The sequence below is a fragment of the Algoriphagus sp. Y33 genome (assembly GCF_014838715.1).
GTDB lineage: Bacteria > Bacteroidota > Bacteroidia > Cytophagales > Cyclobacteriaceae > Algoriphagus.
Genome location: NZ_CP061947.1, coordinates 60,354 through 84,045 on the forward strand (window position 1 = coordinate 60,354; position 23,692 = coordinate 84,045).

At 41.8% G+C, this 23,692-nt stretch carries 22 protein-coding genes; 17 read left to right on the forward strand and 5 right to left on the reverse strand.

The window, feature by feature from the left end:
• Positions 1 to 45 precede the first annotated feature (45 nt).
• Positions 46 to 1,680: an alkaline phosphatase PafA gene (gene pafA / locus ID165_RS00275; protein ID WP_192348421.1), complete on the reverse strand. Its 1,635-nt coding sequence runs from the start codon at positions 1,678 to 1,680 to the stop codon at positions 46 to 48.
• Between the two features lie 112 nt (positions 1,681 to 1,792).
• Between pafA and ID165_RS00280 the strand changes: the two genes are divergently transcribed.
• Complete coding sequence (locus tag ID165_RS00280; protein WP_192348422.1) at positions 1,793 to 3,391, forward strand: aminopeptidase P family protein; 1,599 nt, start codon at positions 1,793 to 1,795, stop codon at positions 3,389 to 3,391.
• Positions 3,392 to 3,522: 131 nt separating this feature from the next.
• The gene (locus tag ID165_RS00285; RefSeq protein ID WP_192348423.1) at positions 3,523 to 3,909 is read left to right on the forward strand and encodes a GxxExxY protein; all 387 of its coding nucleotides are present in this window, start codon (positions 3,523 to 3,525) and stop codon (positions 3,907 to 3,909) included.
• Positions 3,910 to 4,068: 159 nt separating this feature from the next.
• Here the strand turns inward: ID165_RS00285 and ID165_RS00290 are convergent, their stop codons facing one another.
• Positions 4,069 to 4,719 (reverse strand): carboxypeptidase-like regulatory domain-containing protein, encoded by a 651-nt coding sequence (locus ID165_RS00290; protein ID WP_192348424.1) that lies wholly within the window; start codon positions 4,717 to 4,719, stop codon positions 4,069 to 4,071.
• A gap of 108 nt (positions 4,720 to 4,827) precedes the next feature.
• Between ID165_RS00290 and ID165_RS00295 the strand changes: the two genes are divergently transcribed.
• From ID165_RS00295 to ID165_RS00315, 5 genes are all read left to right on the forward strand, one after another.
• Complete coding sequence (locus ID165_RS00295) at positions 4,828 to 5,211, forward strand: helix-turn-helix transcriptional regulator (protein ID WP_192348425.1); 384 nt, start codon at positions 4,828 to 4,830, stop codon at positions 5,209 to 5,211.
• Between the two features lie 7 nt (positions 5,212 to 5,218).
• Positions 5,219 to 5,914 carry a YjjG family noncanonical pyrimidine nucleotidase gene (locus tag ID165_RS00300; protein ID WP_192348426.1) on the forward strand — a complete coding sequence of 232 codons (696 nt, stop codon included), beginning with the start codon at positions 5,219 to 5,221 and terminating at the stop codon, positions 5,912 to 5,914.
• Positions 5,915 to 5,995: 81 nt separating this feature from the next.
• Positions 5,996 to 7,633 (forward strand): L-glutamate gamma-semialdehyde dehydrogenase, encoded by a 1,638-nt coding sequence (gene pruA, locus ID165_RS00305; RefSeq protein ID WP_192348427.1) that lies wholly within the window; start codon positions 5,996 to 5,998, stop codon positions 7,631 to 7,633.
• 201 nt (positions 7,634 to 7,834) lie between these two features.
• The gene (locus ID165_RS00310) at positions 7,835 to 8,038 is read left to right on the forward strand and encodes a hypothetical protein (RefSeq protein WP_192348428.1); all 204 of its coding nucleotides are present in this window, start codon (positions 7,835 to 7,837) and stop codon (positions 8,036 to 8,038) included.
• 213 nt (positions 8,039 to 8,251) lie between these two features.
• Positions 8,252 to 8,989 (forward strand): DUF4221 family protein, encoded by a 738-nt coding sequence (locus ID165_RS00315; RefSeq protein WP_192348429.1) that lies wholly within the window; start codon positions 8,252 to 8,254, stop codon positions 8,987 to 8,989.
• Between the two features lie 106 nt (positions 8,990 to 9,095).
• Here ID165_RS00315 and fabG read toward each other — a convergent pair whose 3' ends face one another.
• Positions 9,096 to 9,842, reverse strand: coding sequence for a 3-oxoacyl-[acyl-carrier-protein] reductase (fabG, locus tag ID165_RS00320; protein WP_192348430.1), 747 nt, complete (start codon positions 9,840 to 9,842; stop codon positions 9,096 to 9,098).
• A 297-nt stretch (positions 9,843 to 10,139) separates the two neighbouring features.
• On the opposite strand from fabG, the gene lpdA reads away from it, so the two are divergent.
• The 6 genes from lpdA to ID165_RS00350 all read left to right on the forward strand — a co-directional run bounded on the left by lpdA (position 10,140) and on the right by ID165_RS00350 (position 15,508).
• A complete protein-coding gene (gene lpdA / locus ID165_RS00325) occupies positions 10,140 to 11,537 on the forward strand; it encodes a dihydrolipoyl dehydrogenase (protein WP_192348431.1) in 1,398 nt (465 codons plus the stop codon).
• 91 nt (positions 11,538 to 11,628) lie between these two features.
• Entirely contained in the window at positions 11,629 to 12,162 is a 534-nt protein-coding gene (locus ID165_RS00330; RefSeq protein ID WP_192348432.1) for an RNA polymerase sigma factor, read from the forward strand.
• A complete protein-coding gene (locus tag ID165_RS00335; protein WP_192348433.1) occupies positions 12,162 to 12,986 on the forward strand; it encodes an anti-sigma factor domain-containing protein in 825 nt (274 codons plus the stop codon). The genes ID165_RS00330 and ID165_RS00335 overlap by 1 nt, the downstream gene beginning before the upstream one ends.
• 101 nt (positions 12,987 to 13,087) lie before the next feature.
• Positions 13,088 to 13,546, forward strand: coding sequence for a DUF2721 domain-containing protein (locus tag ID165_RS00340; RefSeq protein ID WP_192348434.1), 459 nt, complete (start codon positions 13,088 to 13,090; stop codon positions 13,544 to 13,546).
• Complete coding sequence (locus tag ID165_RS00345; RefSeq protein ID WP_192348435.1) at positions 13,536 to 14,498, forward strand: glycerophosphodiester phosphodiesterase family protein; 963 nt, start codon at positions 13,536 to 13,538, stop codon at positions 14,496 to 14,498. Before ID165_RS00340 ends, ID165_RS00345 begins: the two co-directional genes overlap by 11 nt.
• A complete protein-coding gene (locus ID165_RS00350) occupies positions 14,495 to 15,508 on the forward strand; it encodes a low specificity L-threonine aldolase (RefSeq protein ID WP_192348436.1) in 1,014 nt (337 codons plus the stop codon). The genes ID165_RS00345 and ID165_RS00350 overlap by 4 nt, the downstream gene beginning before the upstream one ends.
• 236 nt (positions 15,509 to 15,744) lie before the next feature.
• On the opposite strand, the gene ID165_RS00355 is transcribed toward ID165_RS00350, so the two are convergent.
• Positions 15,745 to 16,605 (reverse strand): ROK family protein, encoded by an 861-nt coding sequence (locus ID165_RS00355; protein WP_192348437.1) that lies wholly within the window; start codon positions 16,603 to 16,605, stop codon positions 15,745 to 15,747.
• Between the two features lie 88 nt (positions 16,606 to 16,693).
• Complete coding sequence (locus tag ID165_RS00360; protein ID WP_192348438.1) at positions 16,694 to 19,021, reverse strand: PIG-L family deacetylase; 2,328 nt, start codon at positions 19,019 to 19,021, stop codon at positions 16,694 to 16,696.
• 364 nt (positions 19,022 to 19,385) lie between these two features.
• On the opposite strand from ID165_RS00360, the gene ID165_RS00365 reads away from it, so the two are divergent.
• The 4 genes from ID165_RS00365 (at position 19,386) to ID165_RS00380 (ending at position 23,607) form a co-directional block, all read left to right on the forward strand.
• Entirely contained in the window at positions 19,386 to 19,874 is a 489-nt protein-coding gene (locus tag ID165_RS00365) for a gluconokinase (protein WP_192348439.1), read from the forward strand.
• 121 nt (positions 19,875 to 19,995) lie between these two features.
• Complete coding sequence (locus ID165_RS00370; protein WP_192348440.1) at positions 19,996 to 21,369, forward strand: amidohydrolase family protein; 1,374 nt, start codon at positions 19,996 to 19,998, stop codon at positions 21,367 to 21,369.
• 183 nt (positions 21,370 to 21,552) lie between these two features.
• The gene (locus ID165_RS00375; protein ID WP_192348441.1) at positions 21,553 to 22,611 is read left to right on the forward strand and encodes an aldose epimerase family protein; all 1,059 of its coding nucleotides are present in this window, start codon (positions 21,553 to 21,555) and stop codon (positions 22,609 to 22,611) included.
• 408 nt (positions 22,612 to 23,019) lie between these two features.
• On the forward strand, positions 23,020 to 23,607 hold the full coding sequence (locus tag ID165_RS00380; protein WP_192348442.1) for a DUF4142 domain-containing protein: 588 nt from the start codon (positions 23,020 to 23,022) through the stop codon (positions 23,605 to 23,607).
• The last annotated feature ends 85 nt before the right edge of the window (positions 23,608 to 23,692 follow it).

The window sequence follows — 23,692 nt, forward strand, 5'->3', positions numbered from 1 at the left end:
CGATTTTTGCAAAAATCGAGGCTTTTTGGTTCAGTAAATGTATGGTTACTTCTTGTCAGTGATTTCAAGAATGGGCTGTCCATTGGTCCCGTTTGGAAGTTTGATGTCAAGCATCATAGACAGTGTTGGGGTAATGTCTGTGATAGAAGTGTGTCGGGAGCTTTCTCCTGCGGGCACATTCCATCCATAGAATAACATTGGAATATTCGTGTCATAAGTATACCCCGTGCCATGTGAAGTGCCTCTATCGCCACCGGCGAGCCATGCCGGTTCCAAGATCATCAGAATATCACCTGACGCCTTATGGTTATACCCCATTTGAAGACGCATTGCATTACCGGTAGTAAATTCTCTCGTTCTCATAGCTGTGCCTGTATACACTTCTTTGATGCCTTCGAATTTCAGCAAGAATCCAGCTATTTCATTTTCGAAATCTTCCAGATTTAATGCCTTCTCCAAAATCAATTCATGGTTTAGGAAAAACTGTCCATTCGAACTGTTTTTGATCCAATCGCCTTCACCATATTTTGAGGAGATGTAGTTCAAAAGTTCGGTTCCTACCACACTTGTGCGAAGATTTCCCGCAGGTACATTTTCACTGATCATGTGTGTTGCTACCTCAGCGACAGCATGGTCTGCTGTCAGGAATACCAAATATTGGTCTTTGCCATAGGTTTTGTCCAGATAGTTAAGTAGTCGCTCTATTTCCTGATCCAACCGAAGGTAGGTGTCTTCAATTTCTTTGGACTGGGGGCCAAATCTATGTCCTATGTAATCAGGAGAAGAAAAACTCAATGCTAAGAAATCAATGTCCTCTCCCATGCCCAACTGCTCTCCTTCAAGAGCCGCCAAAGCAAAATCCAACGTTAAGGTATTGCCAAAAGGAGTTGAGGATACCAATCCGAACTCTCCATTGGACTTTCTGAGTTCTTTCAAATCATACGGAAAAGTAGGAGAGTCTTTACCTTTGAAAATCTCCTCAAACTTATTGTCATCAGGCATACTTTCTTTATAGCTATCAATTGGATAAAGTGTATTCCAAGTTTGGGAGAGGAATTTGTCTACAGACTTCTTCTTGTTGAAATCAACAACCCACTCAGGCAATTTATCATAGTAATAAGACGAAGTCATGAAATCACCTGTCTTGCTGTCAAACCAATATGCGTCTCCTAAGTGGCCTGCCGGAAGGCTTGCTCCCCTGTCTTTGATTGCCACTCCCACTACCTTTGATCGTTTCTGTGTTGCAATTCGAAGTTCGTCGGTGACAGTGGTGGTGAGCATGTTTCTAGGGCTGATGAAGCCATTTTCTGCAGAGCCGCCGATGTTTGTCACAGTGGTATCTTCCGCACAATAGATCATTTTATCCAAGCTCTTCTCATACCAGTCATTGCCGATGATTCCGTGAGTAGCCGGAGTGGTGCCTGTGTAGACTGACGCATGTCCTGGCCCTGTATAGGTAGGAATGTAGTTATAATGGCCATTTTTCATCATAAAGCCATCCTTCATCATTCGCTTGAATCCTCCGTCTGAAAACCTGTCTGAGAATCTGTACAAATAGTCTTGTCGCATCTGATCGACGATAATGCCGACGATAAGCTTAGGCTTATCTGCTTGCGACTGGGCATGCACAGAGCCTGAGGCCAAAATAAAAAGCAAAAATACAATCCTGATTTTTCTCATGTGTTGTTTTTTTTTAACGACCAAAGATAAGGATATGCTGCTATCCGAGGATTAAGACTTTGTTAAATGGTCAAAAGAATAGACATTAGATTTCTTGACCTATGTTGAATATATGAAAAAGACAATCTGGACTCTGATATTGGCAATAATCGCTTCCTGCACTTTTGCTCAATCCTATTTTAAAGATGGACTCTCCCCGGAGTGGCACAGCCAAAGACGGGATGAATTGAGAAAACTTATGCCTGCCAATTCCGTTGCCGTGTTTTTTAATAATCCGGTAAAGAACAGAACCAATGATGTAGATTACGTCTATCATCCCAATACGGACTTTTTCTATCTGACGGGATTACGTGAGCCAAATTCTGTTTTGCTGGTTTTCAGTGAAGAGCGGGAAGTAAATGGTGAAATGCTCAATGAGCAGATTTTTGTACAGAATAGGGATCCACGGGCGGAAATGTGGAACGGTAAGCGATTGGGAGTTCAGGGGATGATTAGTGAGTTGGGCTTTGATGAAGCTTTACTCAATTCTGAATTTGGAGCTAGATCAGGTATCAATCTTGAGGACTTTGATAAGATTTTGACTTTTAGTCTTTCGGAAAATATAGAAGAAAGTAGGGCTAACCAGCCGTTGATTGAGATGGTGGAGGAATTTAAGACTGCTATCGCCTATCCTGAGAAACTCAATGAAGTGAGTGCGCAGATATATAATATGATCAAAAACTCAGATTTGGAGACTTCTGATCGAGTAGTTCAAATGCTGAATAGATACGGTAATCAATATCCGGACATGATGGAAGATCCATTGATTAACTCTTATATGAATGCAGAATCACCTGAGAAAAGGATGGTGGTGAAGGGGCAAATCCCTGATCAAAAACTGGATATTGCTTCACTTGGAAGCATGATGGATGTACTTCGGGAAGTAAAGACACCTGAGGAAATCATCCTGCTCAAGAAAGCTGTGAAAATCTCGGCGATAGGTCAGATAGAAGTAATGAAGGCAGCGAAAGCAGGGATGACTGAACGCGAGATCCAGGGAGTGCATGAGTTTATCTACAAACGCTACGGAGCGGAAGAATTAGGCTATCCATCCATCGTGGGCGGAGGTAATAACGGCTGTATTCTGCATTATATCGAAAATGACAAACGTGATCTGACTGATCGACTTTTACTGATGGATCTCGGTGCCGAATGGAGAGGCTATACTGCTGATGTGACACGTACGATTCCTGTCAGTGGCAAATTCAATGAGGAAGAAAGAGCCATTTATGAGCTGGTTTACCAAGCGCAGGAAGCTGGTATAGCACTTTCCGGACCAGGTGTTACTTTTCGGGAAATTGATGCCGCAGGTCGTAAAATCATAGACGAAGGGTTGGCAAAACTTGGAATCATCAAAAAAGGCACGGATCATATGTATTTCCCACATGGTACCAGTCACCATATTGGCCTTGATGTGCATGATAGGGGTACCCGGGATGTGTTGAAAGAAGGTGTTGTTTTCACTATAGAACCGGGAATCTATATTCCGGAGGGGTCTGATTGTGATCCGAAATGGTGGGGAATAGCAGTGCGGATCGAGGATGACATTTTGATCACATCAGATGGAAATATAAACCTATCAGAAGATGCCCCCCGCTCAGTAGCCGCGATAGAAGAGATGATGAAGATCCCGAGTGTGCTCGAGGAATGGGTGCTGCCGGAGATTGATTAGGTTTAAACGAATGTTCTCGCAGAGACGTGGAACATAAGTCTCTCGTAACGGCGCAGTAAAGATTATACCTCCCGCTATGGCGCAAAGGCGCAGATTTTTGTAATTTGGTGTGATGTGAAAATTATTTTCAAATGCATGAAAATGAAATTTCTAAGATAATTGTAGATACAGCTTTTTTAATTTATAAAAGGCTAGGTCCAGGATTACTAGAATCTGTTTATCAAGCTGTGTTCGTATATGAATTAAAATCCAAAGGTCTTGATGTGAAGACTGAGATTGTAATCCCTGTACTATGGAATGATATGAAATTGGATCAAGGATTTCGAGCGGACATCATTGTCAATAACAAGGTTATAATCGAGTTGAAATCTGTAGAAATGCTTCTTCCTGTTCATCCAAAACAACTCAGGACCTATCTTAGATTAACAGGACTAAGGCTTGGAATGCTAATTAACTTCAATGAGGATAAACTTACAGATGGAATAAAAAGGGTTGTGAACGGCTTAACCGATAAGTAAAGTTTAATAGCTCGAAGAGGTTCGAAGATTATATAAAGAGTGACAATCCAAAATAGAATTGCGCCCTTGCGCCTTTGCGGGAATCATTCATTTACAGCAATCAGCTGCGTTCGCCGCGCCGCCGCGAGAAAAACTATTGCGCCTTAGCGGGAGCTTACCCTAATCCTTTTTCTTCAGATCGCCCCGCTTGATAGACCGGATAAACTGCCCCCAGGCAAATGGATCAAGAAGTCTGAGTGTTCTCGGGCCATAGAGATCCTGATTTTGGATAGCTTGTCCCTGCTGGAAGTATCTGAAGTTTTCGTTCGCTGATGCAGGCATGGATTCAGCCCAGCGAAGTAGCATCTCGGGACTCATATTGGCACGGGAGATAGACATAGGATCCACTACATTCAGTGCGATTATTGCTTGCTTGAACTCCTCCTCAGTAGGATAAGGCATTACTTCGATTTCTGCCAATGCAATTTCATCGACTTGCATGGTAAGAATCAAACTGATTCTATCGCTTTCCACCGTATCAGGTACTTTGAAGGTTTGCTTTTTCAAGCCGATAAAGCTAAAAACTACGGAATCCCCAGCCAGTACAGGCATAGAAAAATAGCCAAAGCGTCCTGAACTGGTACCTCTTCCTTTCTTAGGGACATAAATATTCACTCCTGCCACAGCATCCGTGCTGTCGGCATTAAGGATAATACCGGAAAGTTGGATTACTTTTTTTTCTTGTTCACCTTGAGCTTTCACTTCAAGTGATGAGAAAAATATTCCGATTAGGAAAACAAAGGTGGCGCTAAGGAGTAATGAATTCTTCACAAATTAGAGGACTTTATAGAACGACAGATTGTTATTTCTAATGCGATATTACCCTAATTTCGGGTGATTATTTTATTTTCCCCTCATAAACTCCGTTAAATCTTACAAATGCGGCTAAAAAATATCAGTTTAAACTACGGGCTTAGAATATTCAAAGCACTATCAGAAGAGCCTCGCGTCAGGATTTTTCATTTGCTTATGCTCAACAAGGAACTTTCAATTTCAGATTTTGAATTGATTTTGGATTTTACTCAGACTAAGACGAGTAGGCATCTCATTTATCTGAAAAACGCAGGGCTTCTGGGAAGCAAGCGGGTAGACCAATGGGTTTTTTATTACATACTGGAGGAGTACATGGAAATCATTCAGCAGATTTTTAAGTTTATACAAAAAGACCCGAGCCTCCTGAAGGATCAAGAAACTTTCGAAATCTTAAAATCCAACCGGGAGCTTGCAATCAACAAAATACAGAACAACCAATACCGACGTTAAATTTCTCTTGAAAACTTACCAACATCTATTCTTCGATCTTGATCACACACTTTGGGACTATGATCGAAATGTCCAAGAATCCCTTTCCGAGCTTTTTCTTCATTACAAACTTGAAAAACTGGGGATTTTATCTTCTCAATCTTTTATAGATTCCTTTTATGCGGTGAATTTCAAACTTTGGAATGCCTATGATAAAGGAGAAATGCACAAGGAAGAGCTTAGGACAACCCGTTTTCCAAGAATTTTTGAGCATGCGGGGGTTATGGATGCGGTAATTCCGGAAGATTTCGAGGGAGATTTTATGCACAGAACTTCCTCTAAGCCTCACTTATTTCCCCACACGATAGAAATTCTCGATTACCTCAAGCCTAAATATAAGCTTTATGTGATCACGAACGGATTTGATGAAAGCCAGTCTAAAAAAATGAATTCCTCGGGCTTGAGTGATTATTTTGAGTTGGTCGTGACATCCGAGACCACAGGACACAAAAAGCCGGATCCGAAGATCTTTCAGTATGCAATGGAGCAAGCCGGTGCTAGTAAGGAAAATAGCCTTATGATAGGAGATAGCCCTGTTTCTGATATTCAAGGCGCACATGGAGCAGGTATAGATCAGGTGTTTTTCAACCCACTCGGAAAGACTATCCATTTGAAGCCCACTTATACTATTTCACATTTGAAAGAACTGGAAGCCATTCTTTAGGGTTCTTTTACTTCAAATTCACCGGCCAATAAAACCTTCTGGTTATCTTTGGCTAAACAGAAAATCATAACCCCAGATATCATGCTCAAAGGTTTTTTTAATGTACCTACTCCGGTAAATGAACCGGTAAAAGCTTATGCTCCGGGAAGCCCCGAGAGAAAGGAATTGCAAGCGGCACTTGAAAGTGCTAGATCACAACAAGTTGATGTACCGATGTACATCGGTTCGGATGAGATCCGGACAGGCAATACCCATAAACTATCTCCTCCGCACGATCACCAACATGTGTTGGGTTTCTTTCACGAAGGGGATGCTTCCCATGTGGAGCAGGCAATAGATGCTGCGCTTGGTGCCAAAGAAGCTTGGGAAAACTTAGCTTGGGAACAGAGAGCAGCTATTTTCTTGAAAGCTGCAGATCTTTTGGCAGGGCCCTATCGTGCCAAAATCAATGCGGCAACCATGCTTGGTCAGTCCAAGAACGCCATGCAGGCAGAGATCGATGCAGCATGTGAGTTTATAGACTTCTTACGCTTCAATGTGCAGTACATGACTGAAATCTATGCGCAACAGCCTCCTGTTTCAGGAAATGGCGTGTGGAATAGGCTGGAACAGCGGCCATTGGAAGGGTTTGTGTTTGCGTTGACTCCGTTCAACTTTACCGCCATCGCGGGTAATCTTCCTGCGTCTGCCGCGATGATGGGAAATACCATCGTATGGAAACCTGCTTATACCCAGATCTATTCTGCAAATGTGTTGATGCAAGTATTCAAAGAAGCCGGAGTTCCTGCCGGTGTGATCAACTTGATTTACGTGGATGGGCCGGTTGCGGGGGATGTTATTTTTAAGCACCCTGATTTTGCCGGAATTCACTTTACAGGCTCCACTGGTGTGTTTCAGCATATTTGGAAGACTATCGGAACAAACATACAGCAGTACAAATCTTATCCGAGGATTGTCGGTGAGACTGGCGGAAAAGACTTTGTGATCGCTCACAAATCTGCAATTCCAAAAGCTGTGGCTGTAGGACTTGCCCGCGGTGCTTTTGAATATCAAGGACAAAAGTGCTCTGCTGCTTCCCGTGCCTACATCCCTTCTAATATTTGGGGAGAAGTGAAAGAAGCTTTGTTGACAGATCTTGCGGATATGAAAATGGGCGGCACGGAAGACTTTACCAACTTTATCAATGCGGTGATTGACGAGAAGTCTTTTGATAAAATCGCCAAATACATTGACAATGCGAAAGCGAATCCTGCGGTAGAAATCATCGCCGGGGGTAAGTATGACAAGTCAAAAGGCTATTTCATAGAGCCAACAGTGATTGTGACTCAGGATCCAATGTACACTACGATGTGCGAAGAGATCTTTGGCCCTGTGTTGACCATCTATGTGTATGATTCGGAGCGATTTGAAGAGGCATTGGAATTAGTAGATCAGACTTCACCTTATGCATTGACAGGTGCAATTTTCTCACAGGATCGCTATGCAGTCGAATTGGCAACTACAAGATTGAGAAATGCAGCGGGTAACTTCTACATCAACGACAAGCCAACAGGTGCAGTGGTAGGACAGCAGCCGTTTGGCGGAGCCAGAGCTTCGGGAACCAACGACAAAGCCGGTTCTATGATCAACTTGCTGCGTTGGGTTTCTCCTCGTACGATTAAAGAAACATTTGTTTCTCCGGAGGATTACCGATATCCTTTTTTGGAAAATGACCTTTGAGGTTTAGAAAACCTCGAAGGTCTTGAGAACAGAGCTTTGAATTACCTTCAGAATTAAACCTTCGAGGAGATTGTTCGCTACGTTGTAGCTCACAATAACACCTCAAAGGTTACAAGAGCCTCGAATTAGATTCGGGTTTTTTTTTATTTGAATTGCTTTTATATATAAAAAAATAGTTTATCTATAGAAATAACGTAGGGCATGAGGAAGATATTTTTGTACAGCCTGATGATAGGGCTTTTTTCGTGTGAATCCCAAAAAGGTGAGGAAGTCTATCAAGGGAACATTGATGATTTGGTAGTAGACAGCTTGATCATTTTCAAGGATTCGACCACCGCAAGACTGGATTTTCAGAAGGTAATTGATTATAAGGGCGAAAGGTATTTTGTTTCTAAAGATGATTAAGGGTATAGCCTCTTTGGTGTTTCTTCCGGGGTGAAGGAGTTTTCATTTAAAATCCCGAAGGAAGGGCCATTATCACTTGGTAGCCATGCGATAGCATTTCAAGCGTTTGATGAAAATGAATTTGTCGCAATAAGCGCACAGGGAAGAGTGAAAAAATATGTGAATGGTAACGAGACTAAAACCATAGATTTAGATTGGTCAGAATAAGAGAATATGTTGTTAATCCAGATGCATGATGATCAGGATAATTTCAAAACAGTTGGGAACGATCATTATCAGGTTGTTAATAAGCCGTTCGATATTTTTGACGAGGAGAAGAGTTTGAATATGGATTATAGAAGCTGGGTTGTACAGTTTGATTTAGATCATGGGTGGATATGCTCAACAGATTTTGGCACTCCTCTGGGTCATGAATTTGCTAATAGTACCTCTTCAGTAGATTTAACATCAGTTTATAATCCTGATGAAGATAGCTTTTACTTGATGTTTGCACCTTCTGATTCCTTGTATCAAATCAAAAACTGTGTGGTGGAAAGGCGGTTTAAACTATCATCGGTTAAACCCTTTACTTATTTACCCGGGTTTTATGAAAAAAACGGTAGGAATAGGAGTTGGAGAAATAACCCAAAATCGGCGTCGAATATTTCTTTAACCTATGATCCGGTCAACAAATTATATTTAAGAGTTGTATTGGTAGATGTGGAAGAAACCCAGCCGGAAGAGACTGATATTCTATTGAGGCAGGGGCTCAATAGAAATACCTATTTGATGTTGATTTATGATCAAGAATGGAATTTAAAAGCTGAAGTGGAATTGTTTTACGATGTAGGGCAATCCTTTGGGGAAATAATTGCAGCCAAAGAAGGACTCTTCATAACCAAACCCGAACAAAAATCAGAAGATGAATACGAGTTTTATAAGATTGACCTGAGTCGATTTGCTGATAAATAGTTAAATAGAAAGAGTAAGTTAATTTGTGTCACTTTGCGCTCTTCGTGGCTAAAAACAAAAAACGGCTGAATCTCTCCAGCCGCCCGTAAATCAAAACTCTTAATTCTCAAGTATGCATCGCGCCGTTTACCTGTAGCACTTGCCCTGAGATGTAGCTGCTCATGTCAGATCCCAAGAATACACAAGCGTCAGCCACTTCTTCCGGTTTGCCACCCCGCTTCATAGGAATGCCATCTCTCCAGCCCTGTACAGTTTTTTCATCCAGCACTGCGGTCATTTCAGTTTCGATAAATCCGGGGGCAACAGCATTGCATCTGATATTTCTAGAGCCTAATTCCAGAGCCACAGACTTAGTGAAACCTATAATTCCTGCCTTTGAAGCAGCATAATTTGCCTGTCCGGCATTTCCTTTTACGCCAACTACAGAAGTGATATTGATGATAGAACCGGATTTAGCTTTCATCATCGTTCTATTCGCTGCTTTTACGGTGTTGAAGCATGACTTTAGGTTGATTCCGATCACTTCATCCCATGCTTCTTCGGTCATTCGCATGATTAGATTGTCACGGGTGATACCGGCATTATTGATCAAAATATCCAACGTACCGAATTCAGCTACTACATTATTCACCAGCTCTTCAGCAGCTTTGAAGTCCGAAGCATCAGACCTGTAACCTTTGGCTTTGATGCCAAATTCTGCCAGTTCTGCTTGCAGTGCTTGGCCTTTTTCTACACTTGACAAAAAAGTAAAGGCGACATTTGCGCCCTCTTGTGCATATCTGATAGCTATTGCTCTTCCGATGCCTTTAGATGCGCCGGTGATCAATGCCGTTTTTCCTGAAAGTAATCCCATGGAGTTCTAAAATTTTGTTTGGCCAAAATTAGAAAAAAAGCTAAAACTTTTGATTGTAAAATCGATTTCACTTGACTTTTAGATCCTGTGATTATTCATTCGTCTGCGAAAATCAAAATATTAGAAATATAATTTGACATATCGTATTATATGCAGAATATTGGTTTGAATTGAGTTGCTTTGTATGGCCAAATCGATCTTTCAAGCTGAAATGGAGAAGGAAACCAAATTTTTTTCTGAAGCCAAAAGGCCTATTTTTGCATAGTTTCAACTCGTTTAAAATAACTCAAAATAGATATGTCTTCGACAAAATTTGATGTGATCGTGGTGGGTAGTGGACCTGGCGGCTATGTGGCCGCTATTCGTGCTTCCCAACTCGGTCTAAAAACTGCCGTAGTGGAAGCTGCGGAATTGGGTGGTATTTGCCTTAACTGGGGTTGTATTCCCACCAAAGCCTTGTTGAAAAGTGCTCAGGTATTTGAGTACATCAATCATGCTGCGGACTACGGTATTAATGTAAAAGAAGCCAGCGCTGATTTTACCGGTATCGTCAAAAGAAGCCGAGGTGTTGCAGACGGAATGAGTAAGGGAGTTACCTTCCTTATGAAAAAAAATAAGATCGAAGTGATCAAGGGGTGGGGTAAAATCCAGCCTGGTAAGAAGGTCGAAGTGGAGGATAAGGACGGAAAGAAAACCGTCTATTCCGCGGATAATGTCATCATCGCGACGGGAGCCAGGTCACGTGAACTTCCTTCCATGAAGATCGATAAGAAAAAGATTATCGGATACCGTGAAGCGATGACCTTGGATAAGATGCCTAAGAAAATGGTGGTAGTAGGTTCTGGAGCTATCGGAATTGAATTTGCCTATTTCTATGCGGCCATGGGCACTGAAGTGACTATCGTGGAATTTTTGGATAGAATCGTACCGGTAGAAGATGTGGAAGTTTCCAAAACCTTGGAAAAACTATATAAAAAAGCAGGCATGACCATCATGACTTCTTCGGAAGTTACGGCTGTAGATACCAAAGGAACGGGCTGCAAAGTGACTGTAAAAACTGCTAAAGGCGAAGAAACCTTGGAATGTGATATTGTTCTTTCTGCCGCGGGTGTTGTTTCCAATCTTGAGAGCATTGGACTGGAAGACGTGGGAATTTTGGTGGATAAAGGCAAAATCAAAGTTGACGAGTATTACAAAACAAATATGCCCGGCTACTATGCCATAGGTGATGTGATCCCCGGGCCAGCTTTGGCCCACGTTGCTTCGGCTGAGGGAATCATTTGTGTAGAAAAAATCGCAGGTCAGAATCCCGAACCATTGGATTATGGAAACATTCCAGGTTGTACCTACTGCTCTCCTGAGATTGCCTCTGTAGGTATGACGGAAGCTAAAGCCAAGGAAGCAGGATACGAGTTGAGAATCGGCAAATTTCCATTCTCTGCATCCGGCAAAGCTTCGGCAGCAGGAGCAAAAGACGGATTTGTAAAACTGGTATTTGACAAAAAATACGGAGAATTACTCGGAGCGCATATGATAGGATACAATGTCACAGAAATGATCGCTGAGATCGTGGCTATCCGTAAACTGGAAACCACAGGTCATGAATTGATCAAAACCGTGCATCCTCACCCTACCATGTCAGAAGCGATTATGGAGGCTGCCGCTGCTGCATATGATGAGGTGATCCACCTTTGATATAAAAAAATTGAAAATAAATGACACAAGACCTAAAACAATTGGTCTTGTGTTTTACATTTAGGAAAGAAATTTTTCAATACACCGATTTTTGCAAGAAGAACAACTCATCGCCGGTCTACGGGCAAAGGACAGAAAGACCACAGAGTATTTGTATGACAAATATTCTAGGGCTCTTTATGCGGTGATCTCAAGAATTATTTTTGATAAAGACATAGCAGAGGAGGTTTTTCATGATTCCTTTGTGAAAATCACCAGAAAGATAGATCATTATGACGAGTCAAAAGGGCGTTTATACACCTGGATGGCCAATATTTGTCGGAATTCAGCCATAGATAAACTCCGCTCCAAAGAAATTTCACAGTCTGGTAAGACCAACACGATAGATGATTTCGTATATGGAATGGAAAGCCAATCAGGCACACAGGAGCAAATAGACGGGATAGGAGTGAGGGAGTTGATGATCGATCTCAATGATGACCAAAAGTTTATAGTAGAGTATATTTACTTCAAGGGATATACGCATTCGGAGGTTTCGGAGGAATTCGAAATACCTCTAGGTACCGTCAAGTCTAGGGTGAGAGCGGCAATACAAGTGTTGAAAAAAAATGTAGCAAGAATCTAGTGGATATTCAATCTTACATATCGTCAGGTAAACTGGAACTTTTCCTTTTGGGAGAGTTGACGGAGCGGGAGCGTGAGGAGGTATTGAGCCTGGCTAAGACGTATCCCGAGATTCAAAAAGAACTGGATGAATTGGAAGAGACTATGTTCTCGTTCGATGACATGACAGGAGCATCACCATCCCAAGAAGTAAAAAATAAGATTTTCAATACCTTAGAAAGTGACTTTATTCTAAAGGCGGCACCGGAACCAGCTGCTATACCGGAAGGGGCTAAAGTGGTGCCGATCAGTAGTCCTTGGAAACCATTTGCCATCGCAGCGTCTATCGCCGCCATCGTAGCTTCAGGAGCTGCATTCTACTATGCTGACAAGTATAAGGAAAGAAATGAGCAGTTTACCGCTTTACTGCAGGATCAAAGCGTAATGGCGGACAATCTGAATCAGGTGAAGCAGGAATATGAACAAAAGGATTCACAACTTGATAAGATAGTTGCTGGCTACTTGAAGCGTGTAGAGATGAGAGGAGAAGGTTTTGAAATGCAGAAAGATGCTAAAGTAGATGTCTTCTGGGATCCAAATGCGCAAGAAGTCTTTGTGGCAGTGAATAACTTGAATGACCTTAGCGCTGAGTACGATTACCAGCTTTGGGCAATCGGAGATGACGGTCCCGTAGGTATTGGTCTTGTGAATTCAGGCGAAAAGCTGACTTTGCAGCAAATGGAATCAGTGGTTCAAGCAGGTGCGTTTGCAATCACTATAGAACCAAAAGGCGGATCCGAAGCACCTACACTCGAAAAGCTGGTGGTGTTGGGTGAAGTGGCATAATCATTTGAACTTTGAATAAGTTTATATTGCCTGTTCTGAAAGGAACAGGCTTTTTTCATTTTAAAGAATTTAGAGCAAATTTAACCGGTTAACTTTAGCATATGGAACTTCAACTCTCTACGCCGGCATTGCTTTTTTCAGCCATCACATTGTTGATGCTGGCTTATACCAACCGTTTTTTGGCTATAGCCAATCTCATTCGTGGTCTACATAAGAAGTTTATTGAAGCTCCTGATGAGGGTATTATCGTAGATCAAATTCATAATCTCAGAAAAAGGCTCACACTCATCAAAAACATGCAGCTATTTGGAGTTTTTAGTTTCTTATTGTGTGTGATTTGTATGTATTTGCTATTTCTGGGGATCACTCAGGCAGCCAATTGGGTGTTTGTAGGCAGTATGTTGTCTTTGTTGATTTCACTGGGGCTTTCGCTTATAGAAATCCAGATATCTACCAAAGCTTTGAATCTGGAATTGGCAGACATGGAGGAAATATTCAGAAAACGAAGCGGTGGACTTGATTTTATATTTAGAAAAGATTCGAAAAAGGATGAAGAATAAAATTCTGTGGATTGCATTTCTACTTCTTGCATGCGGTTCATGTAGCCAAAAGCAGGTAGAACAGCAAGCGGTTCAAACCGTTGAATCTACTGTAGAATTAGCGGTAAACAACCACATCCAAGTAAACGGAATAGAGGAAGCTCGGGATTTTTATACCTGGACTTCGGATCGAATTCCTATGGTGTCGGCACATCGGGGAGGGCCTTATCCGGGGTTCCCCGAGAATGCTATCGAGACCTTTGCCAATGTGGTAAAATACACCCCAACGATTATTGAGTTAGATGTGGCAATGACCAAAGACAGTGTTTTGGTGCTGATGCATGATGATAAACTGGATAGAACCACGACAGGAAGTGGTCTGATTTCTGACGCAACTTACGAGGAGATTCAGGCTCTTTTTCTCAAAGATGAAGATGGAACGATTACAGATTTCAAAGTCCCGACCTTGGAAGAGGCGCTAATCTGGTCAAGGGGCAAAGCACTTTTGACTGTAGATATTAAGCAATCGGTTCCTTATGAAAAAATCATTGAGGCAGTTCGGAAAACGGTGTCAGAAGCGCATGTGGCACTGATCGCCTATTCTTTTGCGGCAGCTAAAAAACTGCATCGTATGGCTCCAGAACTGATGCTATCAGTTACCATTCGAAACGAGGAAGAGATTGAGAGATTTGAGGAAACGGGGATTCCCTGGACTAGAGTGATTGCTTTTACGGGAGTAACGGAACGTCCGCAGGAATTCAACAAAGCCCTACACGAAAAGGGGGTGTTTACTATTTTGGGTGTACTGGGTAATTTGGACAAAAGTGCCATTGCGCATGGAGATCAACTGTATGCAAGTTTTGTGCAAAAAGGAGCAGATATTTTGGCAACTGATCGGCCAATTGAGGCTGCAGCTGCCATCAAGACTTTGGAGCCATCAAAAAGCAATAAATCGAAATATTTCAAGAAATGATTATTGATCTGAGAAGTGATACTGTCACCCGGCCTACGACTGGGATGAAGGATGCCATGTTTGCTGCACAAGTAGGGGATGATGTCTTTGGTGAAGATCCTACCGTGAATGCCCTGGAGATCAAAGCTGCCCAACTTTTTGGCATGGAGGCAGCGATGTATTGCCCCTCCGGTACCATGACCAACCAGATCGCTATCCGTCTTCATACGCGTATTCAGGCAGAAGTAATTTGCCATAAGCATTCCCATATCTATCTCTATGAAGGTGGGGGGATTATGTCCAATTCCTTGGCATCTGTGAAGTTACTTGACGGGGATTTGGGCAAAATCACCGCCGGGGATATAAGATTGGCAATCAATCCAGATGATATCCATGCTCCTGAGACAAGCATGGTTTCTCTCGAAAATACGATGAATAAGGGCGGAGGCAGTATTTATACGCTTAATGAGGTAAAGCCAATTCAGGAGGTTTGTGAGGCACATGGCTTGAAATTTCACTTAGATGGTGCAAGGCTCTTTAACGCATTGGTAGAAACCGGTGAAAGTCCGGCGGATTGGGGCGCTCAGTTTGATACGATTTCTATATGTTTGAGCAAGGGGTTAGGCTGTCCTGTAGGATCTCTTCTTTTGGGCTCAAAACCGGATATCAGAAGAGCTAGGAAAATCAGGAAAGTATGGGGTGGGGGAATGAGACAGGCTGGGTTTTTGGCAGCGGCAGGAATTTATGCCTTAGATAATCATGTACAGCGTCTCAAGGAAGATCATGTGCGGGCTAGAACATTGGGGAAAATGCTCTTGAAATTGCAGTTTGTGCCTGAGGTTTATCCTGTGACCACCAATATTGTGATTGCTAGACTTGATGGTGTTTCACCCGAGGTTTTTTTAAAAATGCTATCGGATAAAGGTATCAAAGCTGTCAAATTCGGAACTGATTTGATAAGATTTGTGACACATCTAGATTTTGGGGACGATCAATTGACGGAGCTGGAACGGAGGATTTACGGGTTGTAGTTAGCAATTTTTTCTCCATAGTATGCCTAATAGGGCAGGAGTTTATTGTTACAAATGTCCGGATAATTATATAGCTTTTCGGGGAAGTGCTGATAACCACGAACAATATCGACTGTATATGATCAGATGAAAGGGATAAACTAAGAAACTTGCTCATCCACCACCCCTGTTTACTCGATAAAAAAAAGTGGCTTTTTTAAAAAGCCACCTTAATTAAATTACAAACCAATTTATACTTAATTGTTTACTACTTCATTTTCCAGTTCTACTAAGGCCACAGCACCGTGTATTGCTGTTTCATCCATCTCAGAAAGCAAAATTTCAAATTTCTCAATGACTGTAGGGTATTTGAATGTGGAAAGCGATTGGTAGAGTGATTTTTTGAAAAGAGGGTATGTTTTTCTGATTGAGCCACCCAAGACTACTGCTTCAGGTGCCAGTGCATATAGTATGTGCTTGATAAGCTCGCCTAGATGATGACCAAATTCTTCAAAAGCCCTCAATGCCACAGGATCTCCCGTCAATGCTAACTTTGCTAATGTTTTAGGCTTGCTGTGATAATATTTTTCGAAAAATTTACCACTACAATAATGCTCAAAATCATGGTCTAAATAATTGGCACTACACCATTCTCCTGCTGCAGAATTAACCCCACTATATAGGTGGCCGTTGATAACGATGCCTCCTCCAATTCCCGTACCTAGGGTAAGTCCAACCAGATGGTTGAATTTTTGACCGACGCCGAATTTATGTACACCCGATGCAAAGCAATTGGCGTCATTATTTATGAAGACTGGTTTTGAAAATCTCTCAAAAAGAAACTTTTTTAGTTCTACATGCTGGAAAGCAGGGATATTTGATAGTCCTAAAACTATGCCTTCCCGCACATCCACCAACCCAGGAATTCCTACACCGATTCCCGCTAAATCATAGATAGAATAGGTTTCAATGAACTCTGCGATAGTCTCTAAAATAAATGCTTTACTTTCTTTTGCAGGTGTAGCAATGGATCGGATATCCTCTAGATGTCCATTAATTAGCACGCCACCTTTAATCCCGGTGCCTCCTATGTCTAATCCCAAAATGGCTTTTTCCATTCGCTACAAATAATAAGGTTGTTAGGTTTAATACGAAAGCTGTGACTGATAGGAACTACCCATCAGTCACAGCCGGGCTTATTCTTTTTTAAAGCATTCCTTCAATGGACTTTTCCAGTTCTCGTGCAGTTGCCAAGAATTCTTCCACATTCATATCCCGGAAGAAAATCAGGCCATGGCTCGATCTTACTTTAGCACGATCGTGCTGGTAAAAGTAATTCTTACCCAGCAGAAGCTGAATAGCATCCAATTGATCCACCCAGATTCTTTTGGCAACGGTACTGAATTTTCCGTTGTGGGAATAGCTTGGAAATGAAGCATTTACCTGGCTCATATAGCAATTGGCAAAGGAATCTTCCATAACCGACATATCTCCAAGAGAAACAGGAACTATTACATTGGCCTCATGCGGCTCAAATTTGAACCAGACATTTCTGTACCCAATGATTCTCAACTCACTGATATCTTTTTCTTCACCCCATTTTTTAACTGCGGCAGCAGTAGCTTGGAGAACTTTATAATGAGTATCCGGTCCAGATCCTTCGGGATCGAGCGTTAAACTAATCTTTGTAGGGTTTACTTTTCTAAACATTTCCACGATCGGTTCTACGTCACGGTCTTTGTCCGGTTGCTCCGTGAAAATATCCCCTGTATAAAACCCAAGTCTCAGGTGATGAACGTTCTTTACTTGTACTCCGAAGTGTGCCCAAACCAGCTCTTCCTCGAACTCACGAATCATCCCCTTAAGTTTTTGCACTTTAGAAGAGTTTTTCTCTCCATCATAGCTGTTTTTCAGGATGCTGATGACATCATTGATTGTTTCTCTGAGCTGGGTTTTATCCTTGATTTCATATACGATCACCAAGGCTCTCACTACACGGTGGCAAAGCCCCCTTAAACGTTGATCTGCATCTTCAGAAGCTACATTGGTAAGGTAGTGATATACGTCCTTGTCAGTTTTCAGACTATAACCTATCTCAAAGAAATCTTCGAAATGAACCATTTGAATCTCTCCACTATCCAATAGCTTCTTGGTTTGCTGTAAAGTGTCGATCACAAAGGTGTTTGTAACTGCCGTAAAACCGGAGGTTAAAACAGAGAAGTGCGCCTTGTTGGTAGGCTCATGAAGCTGATTGGTGATATGGGGTAGAATACCCAAAGAAATATCATCATGGTGCGGCCCCGTATGAAGAAGAACTTCATTACGTTCTTGTTCCAAACCTTTGGTCAGCTTATCTTCTATACTTTTCATCACTTGACTCACAGTCTCTTCCGAAAGGTCTGGAATCAACTTGGTGTATTTGTCAGCTTTTAAGTCAGAAAGTTTGATTCTATGACCGTACTTGCCGAGTTTTTTACAAAGGTCTATGACGGATCTTTCTGTCTTTTCCCAAGTCCACTCACCTTTCTGGTAATAGGCATCTACAGAGTCTGTAAGCTTTACTCCTGCACCTTTAGTGACATAGAATCTGCCGTTTTTCAACTTCTGAAGTACGGTGGCAGGATAGACATTGTTGAGTGGTGTTTCAAGAGAATCTTTTACGATTCCTGCTTTGGCTTCACCTGCTGCTATGATAATTGCCACTGCGTCCGGGTTGTACACAATTGTGTCCAGACCAATGGTAATCACCAGTCGATTGGATGAAATTTCAATTCCGCCAAGATCTCCCGCTGCCACTGCTTGAGTTTCAAAATTGGTTTCGGTCAGTCGGGTGACGGAGAATAAGTGTGAGCCACGGGTGTTAAATGCAATGTGCCCATCAGGTCCAATCCCCCCCAGAAAGAAACCGATTCCTCCTGCATCTCTGATTTTTTGCTCATATTCTCCACACCATTGGTCAATCATGTAGATCGACTGCTGCTGCAGTTTTTCCATTTCATTCTGAGGGTCACGGAATCTGAGCGATAGATCTACTTTGAGGTCAGGGAAAACAGCACTGAAATGAAGCCCGCTAGCCAAAGGAATCTCATCTGAGTTGATCAGAATAGCTTTTTCTTTTGATAGTCCAAAACCCTGAATGTAGAATTTGTTGACGTAGTCGTAGAAGCTGTTGTTCTGCTTGGAAGAAATCGGATAGAATTCATCTATCTGCACAAATGTGAGGTCTTTCAGAATAGGCTTTTTGGTATTTCCCAAGCCATATTTTTCCCTTACGTCTTTTCCTTTTTTATTGTCCCAGTTTTCAAGTAGGAATTGCGTCCATTTGATGAAAAATTCAGGTGTTTTACCTGTTGGCAAACTGATGACACCTTCAGGATTAGCTGAGGCCCATTCCAAAAAACGGCAGGCAGTGAGCAGGCCAAGTTTGGGAAAATTGTCAACTTGAAGGTAAGGAATGAGGGTGCTGATCTTATCTACACCAGATTCCTGAAGAAAACTTTTTTCAACTTCTGAAAGCGGATACTTACTTAGCATACTGTTTGGAAAGGTTTGTTTTTAGGGAATATTTTAAACAAGCTATTTTTTTTTAAGTAATTAATAATCAATATAATGTGATTATTCCTATTCGGCCTAGCCTAATTGGCTCCACGGATAGAACTTCTTATCATTAACTTTTTTTGCTCCGGTAATTTACTTAAACAAATCTAAAAAATGTTTTTTAATAAAACGAACTTTGATAAAAATTTTATAAAAGTTTAATTTCAAAAATCCTTCAACACGAGCTTTGACTGGGATTTAATTTGCGGTGAGTCTTATCGAATGTGGAAATGCAGTTTGGGAAGTGTCTCTTTACAGCAAGTAGTGAGAGCCGAAAATGGTTTTTTTCTTAACTTTGATTATGCTAATAATAGTAACGGGAGTTTCAGGAACCGGAAAAACAACGATTGGGTCTGGTTTGGCTGCCAAGTTGGGATTGCCATTTTTTGATGCGGATAATTTTCATCCCGAAGAAAACATCGCTAAGATGAGTCGGGGGCTACCGTTAAATGATACTGACAGAATGCCATGGCTCCGGTCTTTGGCCGATCTTTTAGTCAAATCAGGTAAATCGAAGGGAGCGGTATTGGCATGTTCAGCATTGAAGGAGAGTTATCGGCAGCTATTGAACGTGGAGGGAAAGGTACAGTGGATTCACTTGAAAGGAGACCGTGATTTGATTTGGAGCAGGATGCTTGCCCGCAAGAATCATTACATGAAAGCAGAAATGCTGGATTCGCAATTTGCAACTTGGGAAGAACCTCAGTATGGATTGAAACTAAGTATTTTTCAGTCTCCTGAAGATATGCTTGTTGAGGCATTAAAATATTTGAACAAGGGCAATGGGTGAGTATTGAAAAGTTGCATTGCTATTAAAATTCCCTTTAGACTTTGTATATCGCTATTTTTTTCAATAGGTTGTTTTCAATCACTTAAATACACGAAATAGAAACATCCTTATGTTTAGTATCATGACTAAATCACTATTTGCTTTTTTCCTTCTTATCCCACTTTGTACAGCCTTTGGATTTTCGCAGACTTATGTTGTTTCCAATGTGAATGTCATAACCATGGAGAATGAAGAGGTGCTTGAGAATCACGCTATATTCGTGCAAGACGGAGAAATTATCAAAATTCTTCCTGTGCATGAGCCATTCGATGGGGATACCTTCCAAGAAATCGATGGTAACGGGGCTTTTGTGTTCCCGGGTCTGGCTGAGTTTCATTCCCATATTCCTGTAGCGGAACACGGGGATGATACCCAGCTGCAGGAAGAGGCTATGTGGTTATATCTGGCAAATGGAGTTTTGCGCGTAAGGGGGATGATTGGGCACCGGTCACATTTAGTGCTTAGAGATAAGGTAGACTCGGGAGAAGTTGCAGGGCCTAGACTTTTTCTTTCGGGACCTTCATTTAGCGGTTCGGCAGTCACTTCGCCAGATCAGGCAGTGCAGGTAGTTAAAGCTCAAAAGGCAGCCGGTTATGATCATCTAAAGTTGCATCCGGGATTGTCGATGGATGAGTTTTTGGCAATCTCCAAAACCGCCAAAGAATTGAAGATTCCTTTCGGGGGGCACATTTCTTTGGATGTGGGGTTGGAAGCAAGTTTGAAGAACGGTTACAAATCCATAGAGCACATCGATGGATATATTGAGGCATTGATACCGGATTACTCCAAGGTCATGGATCCCAAAATCGCCGGGCCATTCAGTATGTTGTTAGTACATGAAGCAGAGCTGGGCAAACTCCCGGAGTTAGTGGATTTGACGCTTGAGACAAAAGCTTGGATTGCCCCGACTTTGACACTTTTTGACCGTTATTTTGGGAGCAAGCCGGCAGAAGAGTATAGAGATGTCCCTGAGATGAAATACATGTCTGTCGATCAAGTGCAGCACTGGATAAATGCCAAAACTCCTTATGAGAAATCAGGTGTATTGACTAAAGAAAATGTGCAGCCTTACCTAGAATTTCGAAATATGCTGCTAATGACTCTGCACAAAGCAGGTGTTCCTATATTGATGGCTTCTGATTCACCACAAGTATTTAACGTGCCCGGATTTTCCATCCATCATGAGATTGAATTGATGTCGAATGCAGGGATGTCCAACTATGAGATTTTAAAATCCGGTTCCATAAATCCAGCTGCCTATTTTGGCCAAGAAGGAGAATGGGGAGTGGTAAAAGAGGGAGCTTCAGCTGATTTTGTATTGGTTTCCAAAAATCCCTTAGAGGATCTGAAAACGCTAAAAAAACCACTTATGGTCGTGATGAAAGGGAAAATCTATGATAGTGATGAACTTAATGAGCAGTTGGATAGGATAGCGGCAAATTATCCTAGAGATTAAATCCGCGGATCTCTGTGCCGAATTATAGTTCTTCCAACAAATCTACAGACTTTTCCATACGATATTTTAAGCTTAATTTTCATTCTCATTTTTAATTCCAACCCCATGAACCTACCTGCCAAACTAGTACTATTGACCTTTTTTACATGGGGCTCTGCATGTCTCTCTCAAACCAAATCCAATATGATCGAAGAAGATCTAAATCTGACTGTCAAAACTGAGAGAGTAGCTTCATGGGAAGAGAAAGATGTCTTCCGCTACATCCTCGACAATGGTGAGATGCAGGTGGAAATGACAAATTATGGCGGGATAATTTCAAGAATACTAACCTCCGACAGAGAAGGGAAACTTTCAAACGTAGTATTGGCATTGGAGAATATCCCTGATTACTTTACCAAGAATGGACCTTACTTAGGAGCTGCTGTCGGCAGATATGCCAATCGGATTGGGACGGCATCGTTTAAGCTGGATGGTGAAACATTTCATCTTACCAAAAATAACGGCGAGAATTCCCTCCATGGTGGATCAAAAGGCTTTGGAGTGAAAGTATGGGATCCCGAAGTATATAAAAATGATAATGCTGTCGGAGTAAAAATGACCTATTTAAGTGTAGATGGTGAAGAAGGTTTTCCAGGGAACCTTAAGACGACACTTTGGATGGAATTGACAAGTGCCAATGAACTCAAACTCCGCTTTGAATCTACTACCGATAAGAAAACAGTAGTAAACCTTACCAATCATTCTTATTTCAATCTGAGCGGAATCACTGAGGATGTGCGTGGTCATGAGTTGCAGATTTTTGCGGAAGCGATTACACCTACCGGATCTGGACAGATCCCCACCGGTGAACTGCTAGAGGTACATGGAACTCCTTTTGATTTCACGACACTAACGAAATTAGGAGCCCAGATGGACGCCTTGGGTGAGGGCTTTGATCATAATTATGTCACGAAAAGAGAAAATTCGACGGAACTAAAGAAAATAGCTATGGTCAAGCATCCTAAAAGTGGCCGTACGATGACAGTTTACTCCACGGCACCCGGTGTTCAGCTTTACACCGCGAACCACGTAAGAGACTTTGTCGGAGCTGATGGTAAAATTTACCAACCTCATTGGGCACTTTGTCTGGAACCTGAGGCCTGGCCTGATAGCCCAAATAAGCCGGGCTTTCCTTCAGCTGATTTAGCTCCGGGAGAGCAGTATGTGCACGAGATTGTCTATAAGTTTAGTGTAGAGAGATAAACTTAATTTTTAGATGTTATAGAATAGAGATAAATAGATTGATATGGGGCCTTCAGCTGGCTTCATTAGCCCTTGAAATCTCTCTTAACTCTCACCTGATTAGTGTTGAACCGAAGTATGCCTTAGCAATTCTGCACCACTGCGCACAAGTTATTGCAGCCATTAATTGCTTTCCTGATTAAAATAGGGACAGGCTATAATGAACCTTAATGCATAATCAGGGTTGAACGTTGTTTTTCTTATCAGGAAAAAGGAGAAGAGATTTCCGCTTAAAGGCGCAAAATTTTCAACAGACTGAGTAAGCATTACGCAGGCGGATTTGTGTGGATAGTCCTTAAACGCTTCAAAAGGCCATGGGAATGGTACTTGTAATCATAAAGGAAGAACACTAAACCAACTAATTTTCTTATGAAAACAAGTAATGTAAATCACCCCAAAGCAGACATTTTCGGAAAAAATGCAAGGATTGCCGGAGCTGTGCTGCTTTCGTCATTTCTCCTAGTAGGAATGACTTCATGCGAAGATGATGATGACCCGATTCTGACTACTTATAGTCAGCAAGACAGGAATTTCGCAATAGCTTCCTCTGAAAATCTTAATGCACAAATTAATTTTGGACAACTGGCACTAGATAAGGGCGAAGATGATTCTGTGATTGAATACGGTACTATGCTCGTGTCTGAAAGCGTAGAAAGTAAAACGGAGCTAGAGGGGATTGTAAACGGAACAGACGTAGAAATATCTGAGGAAGTATCAGATGCTATGCAAGCCAAATACGATGAATTGGCAGCTTTGACCGGAGAGGATTTTGATATGGCCTTTATTGATTTTCAACTGGAAGCATTGGATAATTCAATGTCAGTATATGAAAATCAAAATGACAACGGAGAGAACAATACGCTAAAGGCATTTTCTGACAAGACACTAGGCAAAGTAAAGGATCACAAAGAGGATGCTTTGTTGGTAAAGGCTGAACTGGAGTTGGAAGGCATATAAGTATAAGAAGTCAGAATGTAGTTGCAGCTGATTAACCCAGCTACAAATGCGTAATGATTTCTTTTAGAGCCGGTTTTCCGAAAGG

Excerpts from the sequence above, each read along its gene's own strand:
- lpdA (WP_192348431.1), top strand. The coding sequence starts at position 10,140 with ATGTCTTCGACAAAATTTGATGTGATCGTGGTGGGTAGTGGACCTGGC.
- pruA (WP_192348427.1), top strand. The coding sequence starts at position 5,996 with ATGCTCAAAGGTTTTTTTAATGTACCTACTCCGGTAAATGAACCGGTA.
- ID165_RS00380 (WP_192348442.1), top strand. The coding sequence starts at position 23,020 with ATGAAAACAAGTAATGTAAATCACCCCAAAGCAGACATTTTCGGAAAA.
- ID165_RS00280 (WP_192348422.1), top strand. The coding sequence starts at position 1,793 with ATGAAAAAGACAATCTGGACTCTGATATTGGCAATAATCGCTTCCTGC.
- ID165_RS00295 (WP_192348425.1), top strand. The coding sequence starts at position 4,828 with ATGCGGCTAAAAAATATCAGTTTAAACTACGGGCTTAGAATATTCAAA.
- ID165_RS00310 (WP_192348428.1), top strand. The coding sequence starts at position 7,835 with ATGAGGAAGATATTTTTGTACAGCCTGATGATAGGGCTTTTTTCGTGT.
- ID165_RS00360 (WP_192348438.1), bottom strand. The coding sequence starts at position 19,021 with ATGCTAAGTAAGTATCCGCTTTCAGAAGTTGAAAAAAGTTTTCTTCAG.
- ID165_RS00370 (WP_192348440.1), top strand. The coding sequence starts at position 19,996 with ATGACTAAATCACTATTTGCTTTTTTCCTTCTTATCCCACTTTGTACA.
- ID165_RS00340 (WP_192348434.1), top strand. The coding sequence starts at position 13,088 with ATGGAACTTCAACTCTCTACGCCGGCATTGCTTTTTTCAGCCATCACA.
- ID165_RS00350 (WP_192348436.1), top strand. The coding sequence starts at position 14,495 with ATGATTATTGATCTGAGAAGTGATACTGTCACCCGGCCTACGACTGGG.
- ID165_RS00315 (WP_192348429.1), top strand. The coding sequence starts at position 8,252 with ATGTTGTTAATCCAGATGCATGATGATCAGGATAATTTCAAAACAGTT.
- ID165_RS00285 (WP_192348423.1), top strand. The coding sequence starts at position 3,523 with ATGCATGAAAATGAAATTTCTAAGATAATTGTAGATACAGCTTTTTTA.
- fabG (WP_192348430.1), bottom strand. The coding sequence starts at position 9,842 with ATGGGATTACTTTCAGGAAAAACGGCATTGATCACCGGCGCATCTAAA.
- pafA (WP_192348421.1), bottom strand. The coding sequence starts at position 1,680 with ATGAGAAAAATCAGGATTGTATTTTTGCTTTTTATTTTGGCCTCAGGC.
- ID165_RS00375 (WP_192348441.1), top strand. The coding sequence starts at position 21,553 with ATGATCGAAGAAGATCTAAATCTGACTGTCAAAACTGAGAGAGTAGCT.
- ID165_RS00345 (WP_192348435.1), top strand. The coding sequence starts at position 13,536 with ATGAAGAATAAAATTCTGTGGATTGCATTTCTACTTCTTGCATGCGGT.
- ID165_RS00355 (WP_192348437.1), bottom strand. The coding sequence starts at position 16,605 with ATGGAAAAAGCCATTTTGGGATTAGACATAGGAGGCACCGGGATTAAA.
- ID165_RS00365 (WP_192348439.1), top strand. The coding sequence starts at position 19,386 with ATGCTAATAATAGTAACGGGAGTTTCAGGAACCGGAAAAACAACGATT.